Annotated in this window: 17 protein-coding genes; 9 read left to right on the top strand and 8 right to left on the bottom strand. The window is 74.7% G+C overall.

The annotated features are described in order from the left end of the window. On the top strand, positions 1 to 1,793 hold a 1,793-nt coding region (locus E4P40_RS10320; protein WP_135158548.1), incomplete at its 5' end, for a cation-translocating P-type ATPase. Between the two features lie 44 nt (positions 1,794 to 1,837). Further along, on the top strand, positions 1,838 to 2,710 hold the full coding sequence (locus E4P40_RS10315; protein WP_135158547.1) for an alpha/beta hydrolase: 873 nt from the start codon (positions 1,838 to 1,840) through the stop codon (positions 2,708 to 2,710). Here the strand turns inward: E4P40_RS10315 and E4P40_RS10310 are convergent. Together E4P40_RS10310 and E4P40_RS10305 are read right to left on the bottom strand one after the other, a co-directional pair. After that, positions 2,707 to 2,904, bottom strand: coding sequence for a DUF6186 family protein (locus E4P40_RS10310; RefSeq protein WP_135158546.1), 198 nt, complete (start codon positions 2,902 to 2,904; stop codon positions 2,707 to 2,709). The two genes, E4P40_RS10315 and E4P40_RS10310, sit on opposite strands and share 4 nt — an antisense overlap. Beyond that, complete coding sequence (locus tag E4P40_RS10305) at positions 2,901 to 3,323, bottom strand: hypothetical protein (protein ID WP_245160244.1); 423 nt, start codon at positions 3,321 to 3,323, stop codon at positions 2,901 to 2,903. The genes E4P40_RS10310 and E4P40_RS10305 overlap by 4 nt, the downstream gene beginning before the upstream one ends. Before the next feature lie 11 nt (positions 3,324 to 3,334). On the opposite strand from E4P40_RS10305, the gene E4P40_RS10300 reads away from it, so the two are divergent. Genes E4P40_RS10300 through E4P40_RS10290 form a run of 3 tightly spaced genes read left to right on the top strand, consistent with a single transcriptional unit; the run spans position 3,335 to position 7,223 of the window. Next, complete coding sequence (locus tag E4P40_RS10300) at positions 3,335 to 4,051, top strand: GDSL-type esterase/lipase family protein (RefSeq protein WP_135158545.1); 717 nt, start codon at positions 3,335 to 3,337, stop codon at positions 4,049 to 4,051. A gap of 13 nt (positions 4,052 to 4,064) precedes the next feature. After that, positions 4,065 to 4,607, top strand: coding sequence for a GNAT family N-acetyltransferase (locus tag E4P40_RS10295; protein ID WP_167762180.1), 543 nt, complete (start codon positions 4,065 to 4,067; stop codon positions 4,605 to 4,607). A gap of 9 nt (positions 4,608 to 4,616) precedes the next feature. Continuing rightward, positions 4,617 to 7,223, top strand: coding sequence for a tetratricopeptide repeat protein (locus tag E4P40_RS10290; RefSeq protein WP_135158543.1), 2,607 nt, complete (start codon positions 4,617 to 4,619; stop codon positions 7,221 to 7,223). Here the strand turns inward: E4P40_RS10290 and E4P40_RS10285 are convergent. After that, positions 7,220 to 7,516, bottom strand: coding sequence for a hypothetical protein (locus tag E4P40_RS10285; RefSeq protein WP_135158542.1), 297 nt, complete (start codon positions 7,514 to 7,516; stop codon positions 7,220 to 7,222). The genes E4P40_RS10290 and E4P40_RS10285 overlap by 4 nt on opposite strands. Before the next feature lie 109 nt (positions 7,517 to 7,625). Here E4P40_RS10285 and E4P40_RS10280 point away from each other — a divergent pair, with 109 nt between their 5' ends. Then, positions 7,626 to 8,654 carry an LLM class flavin-dependent oxidoreductase gene (locus E4P40_RS10280; protein ID WP_135158541.1) on the top strand — a complete coding sequence of 343 codons (1,029 nt, stop codon included), beginning with the start codon at positions 7,626 to 7,628 and terminating at the stop codon, positions 8,652 to 8,654. Positions 8,655 to 8,656: 2 nt separating this feature from the next. Here the strand turns inward: E4P40_RS10280 and E4P40_RS10275 are convergent, their stop codons facing one another. Beyond that, positions 8,657 to 10,018: a diacylglycerol kinase family protein gene (locus E4P40_RS10275; protein WP_135158540.1), complete on the bottom strand. Its 1,362-nt coding sequence runs from the start codon at positions 10,016 to 10,018 to the stop codon at positions 8,657 to 8,659. A 115-nt stretch (positions 10,019 to 10,133) separates the two neighbouring features. On the opposite strand from E4P40_RS10275, the gene E4P40_RS10270 reads away from it, so the two are divergent. The 3 genes from E4P40_RS10270 to E4P40_RS10260 all read left to right on the top strand — a co-directional run bounded on the left by E4P40_RS10270 (position 10,134) and on the right by E4P40_RS10260 (position 11,961). After that, positions 10,134 to 11,003, top strand: a complete 870-nt coding sequence (locus E4P40_RS10270) for a tryptophan 2,3-dioxygenase family protein (protein WP_245160243.1) — start codon at positions 10,134 to 10,136, stop codon at positions 11,001 to 11,003. A 104-nt stretch (positions 11,004 to 11,107) separates the two neighbouring features. After that, positions 11,108 to 11,314: a hypothetical protein gene (locus tag E4P40_RS10265; protein ID WP_135158539.1), complete on the top strand. Its 207-nt coding sequence runs from the start codon at positions 11,108 to 11,110 to the stop codon at positions 11,312 to 11,314. Between the two features lie 47 nt (positions 11,315 to 11,361). Continuing rightward, positions 11,362 to 11,961 carry a hypothetical protein gene (locus tag E4P40_RS10260; protein WP_135158538.1) on the top strand — a complete coding sequence of 200 codons (600 nt, stop codon included), beginning with the start codon at positions 11,362 to 11,364 and terminating at the stop codon, positions 11,959 to 11,961. A 234-nt stretch (positions 11,962 to 12,195) separates the two neighbouring features. Here the strand turns inward: E4P40_RS10260 and E4P40_RS10255 are convergent, their stop codons facing one another. From E4P40_RS10255 to E4P40_RS10240, 4 genes are all read right to left on the bottom strand, one after another. Next, on the bottom strand, positions 12,196 to 12,951 hold the full coding sequence (locus E4P40_RS10255) for a DivIVA domain-containing protein (RefSeq protein ID WP_135158537.1): 756 nt from the start codon (positions 12,949 to 12,951) through the stop codon (positions 12,196 to 12,198). Then, positions 12,948 to 14,087 carry a globin domain-containing protein gene (locus E4P40_RS10250; RefSeq protein ID WP_135158536.1) on the bottom strand — a complete coding sequence of 380 codons (1,140 nt, stop codon included), beginning with the start codon at positions 14,085 to 14,087 and terminating at the stop codon, positions 12,948 to 12,950. Before E4P40_RS10250 ends, E4P40_RS10255 begins: the two co-directional genes overlap by 4 nt. A gap of 85 nt (positions 14,088 to 14,172) precedes the next feature. Continuing rightward, entirely contained in the window at positions 14,173 to 15,423 is a 1,251-nt protein-coding gene (locus E4P40_RS10245) for an FAD-binding oxidoreductase (protein ID WP_135158535.1), read from the bottom strand. A 122-nt stretch (positions 15,424 to 15,545) separates the two neighbouring features. Next, positions 15,546 to 16,757 carry an MFS transporter gene (locus E4P40_RS10240; protein WP_135158534.1) on the bottom strand — a complete coding sequence of 404 codons (1,212 nt, stop codon included), beginning with the start codon at positions 16,755 to 16,757 and terminating at the stop codon, positions 15,546 to 15,548. Between the last annotated feature and the right edge of the window lie 5 nt (positions 16,758 to 16,762).

The following is a 16,762-nucleotide window of genomic DNA, read 5'->3' as shown; positions in this document are numbered from 1 at the left end:
TGGGCGAGCTGACCTCCTCGGTGCTGCCGCTCACCCTCGCCGGTGGCGGGGCGGTGACCGCCCTCGGCGTGCTGTGGGGCAGGCCGCTGCGCGAGGCGGTCCGGTCGGGGCTGGCCGTCGCGGTCGCCGCCGTCCCGGAGGGGCTGCCGCTGGTCGCGACGGTGGCGCAGCAGTCCGCGGCGCGGCGGTTGTCGGGCCGCGGGGCCGTCGTCCGCAGTGCCCGGGTGCTGGAGGCGCTCGGCCGCGTGGACACCGTCTGCTTCGACAAGACCGGGACGCTGACGGAGAACCGGCTGCGGGTGGCCCGGCTGGTGCCCGTCGGAGCGGACGGCCCCGACGAGGAGGAGCTGCTGGGGCTGGCTGCCGCCGCCGGCGCCGACGGCGACGACCAGGCGCACGAGACCGACCGGGCGGTCATGGACGCGGCCACCGAGCACGGTGTGGCGTCCGACGGGGACTGCGAGAGCGGCCTGCCCTTCGCCGCCGAGCGGGGGTTCTCCGCGGCCGTGCGCAACGGGCGGCTGGTCGTGAAGGGCGCCCCCGAGGTCGTGCTCCGCCGGTGCGCCGACCCCGGCGACGTCCGGGAGCAGGTGCAGCGGCTGGCGGGCGAGGGGCTCCGGGTGCTCGCCGTCGCCGACCGCGCGGTCGACGGGTGCCCCGACGATCTCGAGGAGGCCGCGCAGGAGCTCACCCTCCGCGGGCTGGTCGCGCTCGCCGACACCGTGCGGGACTCGTCGGCGGCGGCGGTCGAACAACTGGGCGCAGCGGGCGTGCGGGTGGTCATCGCCACCGGTGACCACCCGGAGACGGCGAGCGCCATCGCGGCGCAGGCCGGCGTCCCGGACGCCGACCGGGTGGTGACCGGTGCCCAGTTCGCGCGGGCCTCGGACGCCGAACGCCTGCGCATGGTGCGCGAGACCGCTGTCTTCGCGCGGCTGTCGCCGGAGCAGAAGGTCTCCCTGGTGGCGGCGCTCCGCCGGGCCGGTGCCACCCTGGCGATGACCGGCGACGGCGTGAACGACGCCGCGGCCATCCGCCTGGCCGACGTCGGCGTGGGCGTCGCCGGCGCGGAGTCGCCGGCCGCCCGGACGGCCGCCGACCTGGTGCTCACCGACGTCGACCTCACCCGCCTCGTCGACGCGATCGGCGAGGGCCGGGCCATGTGGTCGCGCGTGCGGGACGCGGTGTCCGTGCTGGTGGGCGGCAACGCCGGCGAGGTGGCCTTCACCGTCCTCGGGACGGCGTTCGGTGGTCGCGCCCCGCTCGGCACCCGCCAGCTGCTGCTGGTCAACCTGCTCACCGACATGTTCCCGGCGCTGGCGGTCGCCGTCTCGGCGCCCCGCGCGACGGCGTCCCCGGCGTCGGGTGGCCCGCTGGCCGGGCACCCGCTCGAGGCGGTCCTCGCGGCCGGACCGCAGCGGGGCTTCGCCCGGGAGGTCCGGCGGATGGTGCTCGTCCGCGGAGCGGCGACCACCGCCGGGGCGACCGGCGCCTGGGCGGGCGGCCGCCTCACCGGCCCCCGCGGCCGCGCGGGAACCATGGGGCTCGCGGCACTGATCACCACCCAGCTCGGCCAGACCGCCTGGGCGGGTCGCCGCAGCCCGCTGGTGCTCGCCACGGTCGCGGGCTCGCTGGCCGCCCTCGTGGCCGTCGTCCAGACGCCGGGGGTGAGCCGGTTCTTCGGCTGCACGCCCCTGGACCCGGTGTCCTGGCTGGTCGTGCTCGGCTGGGCCACGGCCGGGACGGCCGGCGCGGAGATCGGGCCCGGACTCATCGAGCGGTGGCGCGGCTGACCGCCGTCCGGGTGGACACGCGGCCGGCCGGGTAGGGGCCGCGGATGGCAACCGGGATCGGCCTGCGCGAGGGCAGCATCCGGCTCCGCGACGGCCGGATGCTCGCCTATGCCGAGTTGGGCGACCCCGACGGGCAGCCGGTGCTCGGCTGTCACGGCTCGCCGAGCTCCCGGCTCGAGCGGCACGTCGAGGACCCGGACGCCTACCGCCGGTGGGGCGTGCGGTTCGTCGTGCCGGACCGGCCCGGCTTCGGCCGGTCCGACCCCCACCCTGGACGGCGGATCCCCGACTGGCCGGACGACGTCGCCGAGCTGCTCGACCACCTCGGCATCGACCGGTTCGCCACCCTCAGCCTCTCCGGCGGTGCCGCCTACGCGCTGGCCTGCGCCGCGGCATTCGGGGAGCGGGTGACCGCCGTCGGGGTGCTCGGCGGGGCGCCGCCGCCCGACGTCCCCTGGCCGTGGCCGCGGTGGGTGCCCGGACCGGTGCGCGCGGCCGCCCACCGTCCCTTCCCGGCTGCGGCGCTGCAGCCGGTGTTCGCCCCGCTGTCGCTGCGGCCGGCGCTCATCCCGCGCTACCTGCAGGTGCGGCTCAACCCGGCCGACCGCCGGGTGCTCGGGCGGCCCGCCGTCCGGTCGATCATGGCGAAGACGTTCACCGAGGGGCTGCGCAACGGGTCGGCCGTGCTGGCCGAGGACCGCGCGCTGCTGTTCCGTCCGTGGGGGTTCCCCGTGTCGTCGGTGCGCCAGCACGTCGACCTGTGGCACGGGACGCAGGACTGGCAGGTGCCCGTGGCGATGGGCCGGGTGCTCAGCGCGATGCTGCCGGACTGCACAGCCCACTGGTTCCCCGGCGAGGGGCACTTCCTGGTCTTCGACCACGCCCGGGAGATCTACGCGGCCCTGCGCGGTTCCTAGCGCGCCAGGAAGTGGATGCCGAGCCACAGCCAGACGGCCCAGACCGCTGCCCGCCCCGGGGTCGTGCGCATCGCCGCCCCGACCGCCTGCGCGGCGGTCGGTCGGTCGGGCCGCCGGTGTGCCGTGAGTTCCAGAGCCGCGCCCCCGACCGCCAGGACGACCAGGCCGAGCACGGTGACCGTTGCGCCGCTCATCCCGGCTCCCGAGGGTCGCGGGGACGCGAGACCAGCCACGCGCCGACCGCGACCCAACCGAGGGCGGCCGCGCAGCGGGCAGCCGGATGTGCGAGGACCGGATCGGCGAGGTCGCTGACCGTCGGCAGGCCGTCGTGGGCTAGCGTGACGAGCTCCCAGGCTCCGGCGGCCGCCAGCCAGAACAGCCAGACCGCGCCCCGCCGGCCGATCGGAGGGGCGGCCTCGCCGGCCCGGATGGTCACGCCGTAGCCGGCCGCCAGCAGTCCGGTCAGACCGACCGCGACGAGCGCCTGCGGGGACAGCTCCCCGTAGACCGTCACCGCCGCGACGCAGCAGACCGCCACGACCGCACCCGCGAGCCGGTGCGAGCGCGCGACGGACAGCACCCGTGCATCGTGCACCGGCTCGGTCGGGGCCACAGGATGTCGGTATGGCTCCGCCGGCCCACTTCGTCGCGCTCGGTGACTCGATCTCCATCGACGACTACTCGGGCGGTCCGGGCCGCGGCGGGGCGAGCCTCCTGTACCGCAACCGGGACGACGACTTCCCGGAATGGCGGGGACGCGATCTCCTGACCGCCGACCCCGGCACCACCTTCTCGTTGCTCGCCACGGACGGCGCCACGACCCGCAGTCTTCTCGACGCCCAGCTGCCCCGGCTCGCGGCACTCCCGTCGCGCCCGACGATCGTGACCCTGACGATCGGCGGGAACGACCTGCTCGGTGCCTACGGGGACACCGCCGCGGCGCGCGCGGTGATCGGCCGAGTGCGGGATTCGGTGGCAGAGGCGCTGACTGCGATCGCCGGCCTGCTCGCGCCCGGCGGGCGGATCGTCGTCGGCACGGTCTACGACCCCAGCGACGGCACGGGGGACGCCGCGCGGTTGGGGCTCCCGCCGTGGGACGACGCCGTCCCGGTGATCGCCGGGCTCAACGACTCCCTGCAGACGGTGGCGCGGGCGCACGGCGCCTCGGTCGCCGAGATCGCACGCGAGTTCACCGGCCACGGACTGCGCGCGGGCGATCCCACGCGGCGGGAGGCGCGACCCGCGGACCGCGACCTGTGGTTCTGCAACCTGATCGAGCCCAACGCCTGGGGCGCCGGTGGCGTCCGGGCGGCCTTCTGGAGCGCGCTCGACGGCGCCTGAGGAGAGGAGTCCCGTGGAGTCGAACCCTTCGTCGGTCGTCCTCGAGACCGACCGGCTGGTGCTCCGGACGCTGGTCCCAGCGGACCTCGACGCGCTGGCGGCGCTCTACGCCGATCCCGAGGTCCGGCGGTACTTCCCCGACGGCACCCGCACGCGGAAGGAGACCCGCGAGGAGCTGGACTGGATCATCGACGTCTACTACGGCCGGTACGGCTACGGCCTGTGGGCGACGGTCCTCAAGGAGACCGGCGCCTTCATCGGCCGCTGCGGGCTGCTGCCGTGGGAGATCGAGGGCCGGACCGAGGTGGAGGTCGCCTACCTGCTCGACCGGAGCCACTGGGGCCGCGGCCTGGCCACGGAGGCGGCCCGGGCCATCGCCGGCCACGCCTTCGCCACGCTGCCGGTCGACCGCCTCATCTGCCTGATCGACCCGGAGAACTCCGCCTCGCGGAACGTCGCCACCAGGCTCGGCATGTCACTGCTCTGGAAGGACTACGTCGACGAGTACGGCACCTGCGACGTCTACGCACTCCCGCGGGACGGGGTGCTGCTCTAGCGTGCCGCCGTGGACCCCGCCGTCCCCACCGGAACCCTCACGATGCTCTTCAGCGACATCGAGGGGTCGACGGCGGCGCTGCGTGCCCTCGGGGAGGCGTACGCCGACGTCCTCTCCGCGCACCGGAGCATCCTGCGGACGGCGTTCGAGCGGTGGCACGGCCGGGAGATGGGGACCGAGGGCGACAGCTTCTTCGTCGTCTTCCCGTCCGTCTCCGACGCCCTGAGCGCCGCGGCCCAGGCCCAGCGGAGCCTGCAGGGGCACCGCTGGCCGCGTGCGGTGCCCGTGCTGGTGCGCATGGGGCTGCACACCGGTGAGCCGACGCCGCACGAGGACGGCTACGTCGGCCTCGACGTCCATCTCGCGGCGCGGATCGCCGGGCTGGCCCATGGCGGCCAGGTGCTGATGACCGAGGCGACCCGCCGGATCGGTGCCGGCCGCCTCCCGGAGGGCGCCACCCTGACCGACCTCGGCCGGCACCGGCTCAAGGACTTCCCCGACCCCGAGCAGCTCTACCAGCTCACGCTGGACGGGCTGGAGCAGGAGTTCCCGCCGCTGCGCAGCCTCGGCCGGGCGAGCGACCTGCCCACCCCGGCCACGACGCTCGTCGGGCGGGAGGCCGAGGTCGTGGAGCTCAGCGGGCTCCTCACCGGCGGCCGCGCGCGGGTGGTGACGCTGACCGGACCCGGCGGCGCCGGCAAGACGCGGCTGGCCATCGCGGTCGCGGCGGCGCTGGCGGAGCGGACCGCGGACGGCGTCTACTTCCTGCCGCTGGAGGCCGCCACGTCGGCCGACGTCATGTGGGCGACGGTCGCCGACCACCTGGGACTGCCCGCGGCGGCCCGGCAGCCCCGGGACGTCGTCGCGTTCCTCGCCGCCGCGCCGGCGCTGCTCGTCCTCGACAACCTCGAGCAGCTGCCCGCCGCCCCGTCCGTGGTCACCGACCTGCTGCGCGCGCCCGGAGTCCGGATCCTCGCGACGTCCCGCCGACCGCTGCACGTGGCCGGCGAGTTCCAGCGTCCGGTGACGCCGCTGACCGTCGCCGCCTCCGGGGAGCCGGGCGGCGCGAGCGCCGTCGAGCTGTTCGTCGAGCGGGCCCGGATGGTGCGGCCCGGCTTCGACCCGGACGGGGCCGACCTCGCCGCCGTGGTCGATGTCTGCCGGCTGCTCGACGGGCTCCCGCTGGCCATCGAGCTGGCGGCCGCCCGCGTGAAGGTCTTCGGCCCCCCCGCGCTCCGCAACCGGCTGGCTGCCGGCCTCGACCTGGCGGCGGGCCGACAGCCTCTGCCGGAGCGGCACCGCACCCTGCACGCCACGGTCGACTGGAGCTACGGGCTGCTGCCGCCCGAGCTGCAGTCCTTCTTCCGCCAGCTCGGCGCGTTCGGCGGAGCCTTCGACCTGGACGCCGTGTCGGCCGTCGCCCCCGACCACCCCGAGCCGCTCGACGCCCTGGAGGAGCTCGTGGACGTCAGCCTCCTCGTCGTGGACGAGAGGCCGGACGGCGAGCCGAGGTTCCGCCTCCTGCGCACCGTCTCCGTCTCCGCTCGGCGCCGGCTCACCGAAGCCGGCGAGGAGGACGCAGCCTTCCGGCGGCACGGCGAGCACTACGTCGGGCGGGCCGAGGCGATCGCGCCCCTGCTCCAGGGGAGCCGGCAGCTCGGTGCCAAGGACCGGATCGTCGACGAGCAGGACAATCTCCGGGCCGTCCTGGAGTGGGCTCTGCCCGATGCGGGTGGCCCCGCGGACCGGCGGCTCCTCGGACTGCGGCTCTGCCAGGCGCTGTACCGCTACTGGTACACGTGCGGCGACCAGGCCGAAGGCCGCCGCTGGCTCGGCCGGGCGGTCGCGTCTGCGGCGGGGGAGGAGAGCCCCGAGCTGATGTCGGCCCTGCAGTCCCTCGGGGTGCTGCTCGTCCAGCACGGTGAGACGGAGGCGGCCCGCGACGCCCTGGAGCGGTCGCTGGCCTTCTGGAGGGAACACGGCGACGCAGGCAGGATCGTGCAGAACCTCAGCAGCCTGGCCATCGCCTACCGCGCCCTGGAGGAACCGGTGCTCGCGCGGCAGATGCTGGTGGAGAGCGTCGACCTCGCACGGGCGTCCGGGGACGAGCGGCGGCTGGCGGGCTCCTTGTCCAACCTGGCGATCATGGACGTCGACGACGAGCAGCCGGCCTCGGCGCTGGAGCGGCTGACGGAGGCGCTGGCACTGGACCGCCGGCTCGGTGACGACTGGGCGGTCGTCGCCGACCAGATCAACATGGCCGCCGCGCTCCTGCAGCTGGACCGCGCGACCGAGGCCTACGAGACGGCCCGGACGGTCGCGCCTGAGACGGCCGGGCTCGAGGACCCCGACATGACCATCGCACTGCTCGAGCTGCTCGCGTGGACGTTCGCCGCGCTCGACGACCCCCGACGCGCGGCGCGGATGGCGGGGGCGGCGGCCGCGCTGCGCGAGCAGGCGGAGTTGCCCATCGACCCGCCGGACGCGGCCCTGCTCGCACGGTCCCTGCAGCCGGTCCGCCGGCCGGGCGACGACGCCGCCTGGCAGGCCTCCCTGAACGCCGGGGCCCGCGCTCCGCTCGACGACCTGCTCGCCGACGCGTTTCCCGCCCGCTAGGGCCGGGGGTTCGTCCGGGTCCAGCCGCGGTCGTCGCGGCGCGCACCCATGCCCGCCCGGCAGCGGCGGCAGACGGCCTGCACCCCCTCCGCGTGCCGGCCGGACTCCGGCTGGACGTCGGCCCAGCTGACGTGCGGGAAGCGGGCCAGCCGCGACCGGTGCAGCGACAACCCGCACACCGTCTCGTTCCGCCCCTGCTCCCACGCGTGCACCTCGCCGGCGGGATAGCGGACGCCGTCCTCGGGGTCGGTCCAGGAGCTCCCGGCCGCGACCGACGCGATGCGCGTACCCATGGGCCCACCCCTACCCGCCGGCCGCCCGGCATACCTCGGCGGCCGCCCTGGTTGACTCGTCGAGCGTGTGACGGACCTGCCGTCGGACCGAACCACCAGGAGGACGGCCGTGCATCTGGGCGTCGACAGCTTCGTCTCGGCGGTGACCGATCCCGTCAGCGGGCGCCTCATCGGGCCCGAGGAGCGGATGGAGCACCTGCTCGAGGAGATCGCCCTTGCCGACCGGGTCGGGCTGTACTCCTTCGGCATCGGGGAGCACCACCGGCCCGAGTACTACGACTCGGCGCCGCCGGTGATCCTGGCCGCCGCGGCGGCGCGCACGTCGCGCATCCGCCTGGGCAGCGCCGTGGCCGTGCTGAGCGCGGCGGACCCGGTCCGCGTCTTCCAGCAGTTCGCGACCCTCGACCTGATCTCCAAGGGCCGCATCGACCTGGTCGTCGGGCGCGGCTCGTTCACCGAGGCCTTCCCCCTCTTCGGGCTCAGCCTCGCCGACTACGACTCGCTGTTCGAGGAGAAGCTCGACCTCCTGCTGCGCATCCGGGAGTCGGAGAAGGTCACCTGGTCCGGGCGGCACCGGCCGGCCCTGACCGGTCAGGGCGTCTACCCGCGCCCGCTGCAGGACCCGCTGCCGATCTGGGTGGGCGTCGGCGGGACGCCGGAGTCCTTCGTGCGGGCGGGGCTGCTGGGCCTGCCGCTGATGGTCGCGATCATCGGCGGGGAGCCGCGGCAGTTCGGTCCCCTGATCGACCTCTACCGCCGGGCGGGGGCCCAGGCGGGCCACGCCCCCGAGCAGCTGCAGGTGGGCCTGCACGTCTTCGGCTTCGTCGCCGACAGCACGCAGGCCGCCGCGGACACCGTCTACCCCGGCTGGCACGAGATGTTCACGAAGGTCTCGCGGGAGCGCGGCTTCGCGACGCCGACGCGCGCGCAGTTCGATGCCACCAGCGGCCCGAACGGCGCCTTCTTCATGGGCGACCCGGACACAGTGGCGGACAAGCTGGTCCGGATCTCGGCGCAGCTCGGCGGCGTCGACCGGATCTCGCTGCAGATGACCAACCCGCGCCTCGCGCACGCCGACCTGCTCCGTGGGATCGAGCTGCTGGGGACCGAGGTCGCTCCGCGGGTGTCCGCCTCCTGAGCTCAGCCGACGATGCGGCCGGCCGGTGCGGCCGCGGGGGTGTGCTCGGCCGGTTGCGGGTTCCGGCCGACCGCGATGCGAGCGAGGGCCCGCAGCGCCGGGAAGGCGCCCACCGGCTCGACGGACGACGGGGAGGCCCCCGGGTGGTGCGCCGCGATGCGCACCCGCAGGGCGGCGGGGCGCACCCGGAACTCGACGGGTGATGCCAGGAGCACCGCCTCGCCGTCGACGCCGGCCGGCAGCGGCTGGGCCGACTCGACCCGGAACTCCGGCGCCGTCCACTGGCGCCAGGCCTTGCGCCGGTGAGGAGTGCGGGTGCTCGGGGGGTCCACCACGCTGATGCCCAACTCGCCGCGGTCCACCGCCGGCCGGGTACCGGCGCCCGCCGCCCCGCCCAGCCGGTACTGGTTGTTGCCGACCAGGATCACCGCTGCCCCGTGCATGGTCCGCCCGCCCGGCGTCGTCCACCGCATGTCCTGGGCGCCCGCGGTCGTCCCGAGCACGAGGGATGCCGTGCCGAGCAGCGTCCGCACCTTGGCCGCCCGGTAGCCGGGTCGCTGCACGGCCTCGGCGTACACGCCGAGCGACACGTTGTTGACGAAGACCCGCCCGTTCACCTCGGCGAGGTCGACCACCCGCTCGCCGCCGTCGACGAACGCGTCCAGGGCGCCCACGACGTCGTCCCGGTCGACACCCAGGTCCAGCGCGAAGTGGTTGCGGGTACCCGAGGGGACGCACGCATAGGGCCTCCCTGCCTCCGCCGCCGCGGCGGCCACGATCGCCTGGGAGCCGTCGCCCCCGGCCATCGCCAGTGCGTCCGCGCCGTCGTCCAGGGCGGTCCGGACGAGCTCCGCCAGGTCGTCTCCGGGCGCCATCTCCACCGGCGTGATGCCGCGCTCGCGCGCCTCCTCGGCCAGCCGGAACCGGGTGGCCTTCCCTCCTCCGGAGCGCGGATTGACGAAGAGCACGGGTCGGCGGGGCCGCTCGACCGGGTCCAGCGACACGCGGGGCTGGAAGGCCAGCCGGGCGCCGACGTGCCAGATCAGGGCCCCCAGGACGAGCAGGACCAGGTCGCGCTGGAAGCCCTCGTCGACCAGGAGCAACGCCGCGACCGCCAGTGCCGCGCCGGCGACCGCGAGCCCGGCGACCCGGCCCCATCCGCGGCGGAGCACGCCCTCCCACGCGCCGGCGGCCACGACCAGCCCGCAGACCGCCACGAGCAGTCCCCGCGGGAAGTCGTCCACCGCCACGGCCACCGCGGAGTTCAGCATCCAGAGCGCGCCGAGCAGCGCGAGGACGGCGGCCGTCCGGCGCCCCGTCGTGCGCCGCCGGCGGCGAGCCGCCGGCGTCCGTGGTGTGCGCATGGCGACCTCGGAACCCAGGAACTGCCGGAGCAGTCCGGAACGTACCGCCCGGGACGCCGCCCACGGGCACCCTCGCGCGCCGCCGGACGGCGCGACCGGGGTTAGGTTCGGGTACGTGGAGCCACCGGAGCGGGACGCCGACAGGTCGGTCCGGCCGATCGAGCCGTCGGTGCGCACCGACCTTCGCGGCGCCATGACCTACGACGAGTACCTGGACCTGCAGCGGCTCCTCGCGGCCCAGCATCCGCGCAGCACGCCCGAGCACCACGACGAGCTGCTGTTCATCGTGCAGCACCAGACCAGCGAGCTCTGGCTGAAGCTCGTCCTGCACGAGCTCCGGGCCGCCCGGCAGTACCTGCACGACGACGAGCTGGCGCCTGCACTGAAGTGCCTGGCCCGCGTGAAGAACATCCAGCGCACGCTCACCGAGCAGTGGTCGGTCCTCGCCACCCTCACGCCGCGCGAGTACGCTCAGTTCCGGGGCGCTCTCGGCAGCGCATCCGGATTCCAGTCGCACCAGTACCGGGCGGTCGAGTTCATCCTCGGCAACAAGAACGCGGCCATGCTGACGGTGTTCGACGGGGAGCCCGCCGCCCGCGAGCTGCTGGCGGACCTGCTGGAGTCGCCGACCCTCTACGACGAGTTCCTCCGCCTGCTGGCGCGGCACGGGTTCGAGATCCCCGCCGTGGTCCTCGAGCGCGATCCCCGTCTGCCGTGGCGGTTCGAACCCGCGCTCGTGCCGGTCTTCCGGCGGATCTACGAGTCCACGGACACGCCGTGGGGGATCTACGAGGCCTGCGAGAGCCTGGTCGACGTCGAGGACAACTTCCAGCTGTGGCGCTTCCGCCACGTGCTCACCGTGCGGCGCACGATCGGTGCCAAGACCGGCACCGGAGGGTCCTCGGGGCTGGGCTTCCTGCAGCGGGCCCTCGATCTCACCTTCTTCCCGGAGCTCTACGCCGTCCGCACCGAGATCGGTACCTGACCTGCCCGGTCGGGCGTAGCGTGCCGCCCATCCAGAGGGCGCCCAGCCCGGCGCCCCGACGCCACTGCGGGCCGGCTGACCAGCCGGGCACCGAGGGGAGAGCCATGACCACCTCACCGGGAGGCCCGCCGCCCAGCGACGTCGAGGGCGCGGCCGTGCCGCCCCCCGACGACCGCGAGAGCCCCGTCGAGGACGAGGAGCTGATGCAGGGCGGGGAGCTCCGGGGCGGACAGGGTCGGGGCCGCGGCCATGGTCCCGACGATGGGGACGACGACGAGGACGAGTCGGCCCGGCGCAACGTCGGGGGCTGAGCAGTTCCGAGGGGCAGGAGAAGGACGACCAGGACTGGAGGCGTGCCATGTTCGTGCAGGTCATTCTCGGCAGGACGTCCGATCCCGAAGGTCTGCGGGCCGCCATGGACCGGTGGGTGGAGGACCTCCGCCCCGGCGCGGTCGGCTGGCTCGGCACCACGGGCGGCGTGACCGACGACGGGCGGGCCGTCGTCGTCGCCCGTTTCGAGTCCGAGGACGCCGCGCGGCAAAACAGCGAGCGGCCCGAGCAGGGCGAGTGGTGGGCCGCCACGGAGAGCGTCTTCGACGGCGAGGTCACCTTCCTCGACAGCTCCGACGTCGTGGTCGACCTGCAGGGCGACCCCGACCAGGCGGGCTTCGTGCAGGTGATGCGGGGACGGACCAGCGACCCCGCACGGGCCCGGCAGCTCATGACCATGGATCCGGCGCAGTGGTCCGCGTACCGCCCCGACGTCCTCGGCAGCCTCGAGATCGGGCACGACGACGGCGCGTACACGATGATCCTCTACTTCACCTCCGAGGCCGAGGCGCGCGAGGGCGAGCGCACGGAGGTGCCGCTCGAGCTGCGGGCCACGATGGAGGAGATGGGGAAGCTCGCCGTGGGGGAGACGGAGTACTTCGACCTCCGGGAGCCCCTCCTCCGGTGACGGGCGCTGCCGAACCTCGTCGTCATCGGGGCGACGACGTGCGGGGCGACGTCCCTGCACCACTACCTGGACCAGCACCCGTCGGCCCCGGGGAGCGGCGCAACGCCGGGCCGCAGCCGGCCCCCCAGCTCGACCGGCGGCTGAGGGACCGGCCGGCCGCGGCCTTCCGGACGACGCGGACCGCCTCCGCGAGCTCGCCGGCAGGGCCTTCCCCCGGCTGGACCGTCTGACCGCTCAGTTCGACGACGGCCCCCGCCCCGCTCCGGCGGGAACCGAGTCGGCCGCGTCGTCCGGCGGTGTCTCGGCGGCGGTGTTGCCCACGAACGTCGCCGCGGTGGCCCCGCCCGGCTCGCGGTTGGACCGCTGGGCGGGGGGCCGGACCGCCTCCTGGGGGAGGAGCGCCGGGTCGGCGCGGCCCCACTCGGTCTCGATGTCGCTGATCAGGGCCTCGAGGTAGGAGCGCAGTTGTACGCGGCACGCCTGACCGAACGCCTTGAGGTAGGCGACCTGCTCCTCGAGCTCCTCGATGGTGCGTCCGCCGGTGTCGGACCCGGCGGGCACCATGCGGGCCGCCGCCTCCTGCGCCGCCTGGATGATCGCGCCGGCGTTCTCGCGGGCCTCCCGGATGCGCTCCTCGTACTCGGCGCGCGCCTCGCTGGTGACCTGGCGGCTGAACTCCTCGGCCTCCGCGACGTAGTTGTCCGCCGTCTGCTGGGCGCTGGAGAGGATCCGGACCGCCTGCTCGCTCGGCGGATCAGGTACAACCACGCCCTCGACCTGCGCCTGCAGCGCGCGCACCTGGTCGCGGAGTTCCGCCTTCTCGGCGATCAGCCGGCCGATCTCCTCGGCCAGCCGGTTCAGCACCCGGTCGACCTCGGAGTCCACGTATCCCGGGTGCAGCATCGACCCGCGGGTGAACCGCAGGCTCTGCAGGTCGGCCGGTGTGAGCCGCCGCTCCTCGTTCGCTGCCCCGGACTGTCCGCTGGTCATTCGGTCACCTCTCCGTCGATGCTGGGCCCCGGTCGGCTGGGGGCGAAGACCTCGCTGTGCATGCGTGCTCTGGGGATGCCGTGCTGCAGGAGCCGGGCGACGGTGTCGTCCACCATCGGTCCCGGACCGGCCACGTAGGCCTCCCGGCTCTGCCACGGCCCCCGGCGGAGGACGACGTCGCCGACGTCCCCGTGCTCGAGGGCCGAGACCTTGTCCTCGGAGACGGCGACGGTGACGCCCAACCAGGGGTTCTCGCTCTGGAGGCGCTGCAGGTCGGCCCGGTCGTAGACCTGGTCCTCCGTGCGGAAGCCGACGAACAGGTCGACCCGGCGGGGCGGGCCGTGGCGGGCGACCTGGTCGACGAGCGCCTTGAGCGGCGCCAAGCCCATGCCGCCGGCGACGAGCAGGAGGTCGCGGTCGGACTCCGGATCGAGCGCCAGGTGTCCCATGGGCGGACCGAGCCGGAGCACGTCCCCGACGCCGACCCGGCGGACGAGCGCCGAGCTGACCGGGCCGCCGTCGCGGGACTTGACGTGCAGCTCGATCAGCCCGTCCGGGCGCGGTGCGTTGGCAGGCGAGTAGTAGCGCCACAGGCGCGGCCGCAGGTCGGTCTCCAGGGAGAGCGACTGCCCGGGCAGGTAGTCGTAGCGGGCCTGCGGCCGGATGGTCAGGACGGCGACGTCGATGCTGCGGCGGTCGTGCCCGACCACGTCGGCGTCCCACCACGCGGGCTGCTCCGCGGCCTCCTCGGCGGCCTCGATCATGACCGTCGCGACCACGTCGTAGGCCTCCGACCAGCTCTTGGCCAGCTCGGGGGTCCACTGGTCGTCGAAGTGCTCGAGCGTCGCCAGCAGGCTCGCCCCGACGGCGGGGTAGTGCGCCGCCAGCGTGCCGAACTTGCGGTGGTCGCGCCCGAGCTGCTGGAGGATCGGCACCAGCGCGTCCAGGTCGTCGACGCGCGCGACCACGTCGCCGAGCGCGGCGAACAGCCGGTCGCGCTGGTGGGCCATCGAGACCGGGAACATCGCCCGCGTCTCGGGGTGGCTCAGGAACAGGTGCGAGTAGAAGTACAGCGGAGCCTCGTCGCCGGTGGCTGCCGCTCTGGCGAAGTTGGCCCGCATCGCGGGGATGTCCACGCACGCCTCCTCGGGGGATCGGGACGTCCGGCCCCGCCCGACTCCGTGGACGGGACGGGCGGAGAGGGGAACAGGTATGCGCCGGTCAGGCGCCGTGGCGGCCGCTCCGCTCGGAGGCGCCCGGCGTGTCCTCCGTCGCCAGGTCGGCCTGCCACAGGTCGGGGCCGAAGACCTCGTACTGGATGTCGCGGGCCGGCACGTCGCGGTCGATGAGGGCGCTGCGGACCGCCTGCATGAACGGCAGCGGACCACAGAGGTAGTAGGCCGCGTCGTCGGGCAGCTTGACGTCCTCGAGGTCCATCGTTCCTGCATGCACCTCGAGGGGCAGCGAACTCTGCGCCCCGCGCTCGTACCAGACGTGCGCGGTGGCACCCGGCAGCTGCCGCAGGTCCTCGAGGACCTGGTGCCGGAGGGCGAAGGACGCCTCGTCGACGTCGGCGTGCAGCAGGGTGATCGGCAGGTGCGAGCCGGCCGCGGTCAGGTGCGAGAGCATCCCGGCCATCGGGGTGATCCCGATGCCGGCGCTGGCGAACACCACCGGCCGGGAGTCGTCGAGGACGACGTCGCCGAACGGCAGCGACATCGTCAGCCGGTCCCCGACCTGCACCGTGTCGCAGAGCAGGTTGGACACCTCGCCGTCGGGCCGGTCGCCGCCGCGGACCCGCTTGACCGAGAACTGGCGGTGCTCGCCGTCGTCGACCTTGGTGAGGCTGTACTGCCGGGGCTGGCGGACGCCGTCGGGCATCGGCACCTGGACGGTGACGTACTGGCCCGGCAGCGAGGTCTTCACCAGGCGGTCGTCGGTCCGGCGCATCCGGAACGTGACGACGTCCTCGGTCTCCTCCATCTTCTCGGCGACCTCCCACTCGCGCCACACCGTCTCCGGGCGCACGCCTCGGGCGCTGTACAGGCCGCGCTCCTGGTTGATCAGCGCGTACGCCATCAGCCAGTAGACCTCGTCCCAGGCGGCGGCGACCTCTGCCGTGACCGCGTCCCCGAGCACGTCGACGATCGCCCAGAACAGGTTGTCGTGGACCACCTCGTACTGGGCCGGGGTGATGCCGAGGGAGGCGTGCTTGTGCGCGATGCGGTTGAGCAGGTGCTCGGGCAGCTGCTCGGGCACCTTCACCAGCGAGCTGGCGAAGACGGCGACCGATCCGGCGAGGGCCATCTGCTGGGTCTTCTCGGCCTGGTTGCCCCGGTTGAACGTGCCGTCGAGCAGCTCCGGGTGTTCGCCGAACAGGTGCGCGTAGAAGCGGGTCGCGATCTCTTCGATGTTGTCCGCGACGACCGGGAGGGTCGCCTCGATCACGGGACGGGATCGGTCGGAAAGCACGTGTTCTCCTTGCCAGTCGTTGTCCCCCCGCTGGCCAGCGGTCACGTTCCGCTGTTCGTCCGCTACCCAATCATGCGGATCTGACCCGTGCGAATCCGCCCGGGCGCGTCGCGCCCCCGGCCTCAGCGGTGGCCGGCGACCGTCCGGACGGCCGTGTCGCGGGGCAGTGCGAGCGCCGCGACCAGTCCCGCTGCCAGCACCGCGGCGCTCAGCGCGAAGGCCCACTGGTAGGACGCGACGTCGGTGAGCCACCCCGCGGCGAGCGGGCCGACGATGGCCCCGAGGTCGGCCGCCATCTGGAAGACCGCCACGACCCGGCCGCCGCGCGCCGGGCTGATGTCTCCGACGAGCGCCGCGGGTGCGCTGGCGAGGAGGGATGCGGCGAGTCCGAAGACGGCCATCGACAGCAGGAACGCACCGATCGCCGGCGGCAGCACGAGCACGAGCACCGAGCCGGTGGCCAGCGCCGAGCCCAGCAGCAGCGACGGACGGCGGCCCCAGCCGTCGACCAGCCTCCCCGACCGCAGCAACCCGAGGGCCTGGGCCAGCGAGCCGACGAGCAGACCGGCCCCCGCCCAGGCGATGGTGCGGCCCAGTTCCTCGACGACGTAGAGCGGAACCAGCGAGTTCCGGACGCCGAACAGCACCCAGCCCACGCCGAGGTTGGCGACCAGCGCCGCGATGTAGGCCCGCGAGCGCAGGGCGTTCCGCAGCGCGACCGGCCCGGAGCTGAGGTCGGGGCCGGCCGCCGGCTCGGCCTCGGCCTTGGGTGCGGCCCCCAGCATCAGGACGGCGACGGCCCCCGCGACGAGCAGGAACCCGGCGTAGAGGAAGAACGGCAGGCGCGGCGACAGCTCGGCCAGGAGTCCGCCCGCGGCGGGACCGGCGATGCCGCCGAGGATGAAGCCCCCCTGCCACCGCGCCGCCGCCCGCCCGCGGTGGGTCGGCGGCGCCACGTGCAGCAGCAGCGACAGGGCGGCGACTGTGAACATCGCACTGCCGACCCCGCCGGCGGCACGAAGCGCCAGGAACACCGGGAACGAGCCGGCCAGCCCGGCGAGGCCGGTCGTGACCGCGACGACGAGCAGCCCGGCGGTGAGGACGGCCCGCTCGCCGAACCGCTCGACGAGGGAGCCGCCGCTGAACGCCGACACGAACCGGAAGAAGGCGAACGCGCTCACGGCCAGCCCGATGGCCGTCGTCCCGACCCCGAAGGCCCGTGCGAACAGCGGTATGGCCGGCGCGACGATGCCGAAGCCGAGCGCGACGACGAAGGCGATGACGGCCAGGACGTTGACCTCACGGGGGAGGTCCCCGCGCCCGAGCAGCCGCACGAGGC

The sequence above is a fragment of the Blastococcus sp. CT_GayMR20 genome (assembly GCF_004570345.1).
Note: the sequence above shows the minus strand (reverse complement) of the source record. Positions and strands in the feature narration are given on the sequence as shown.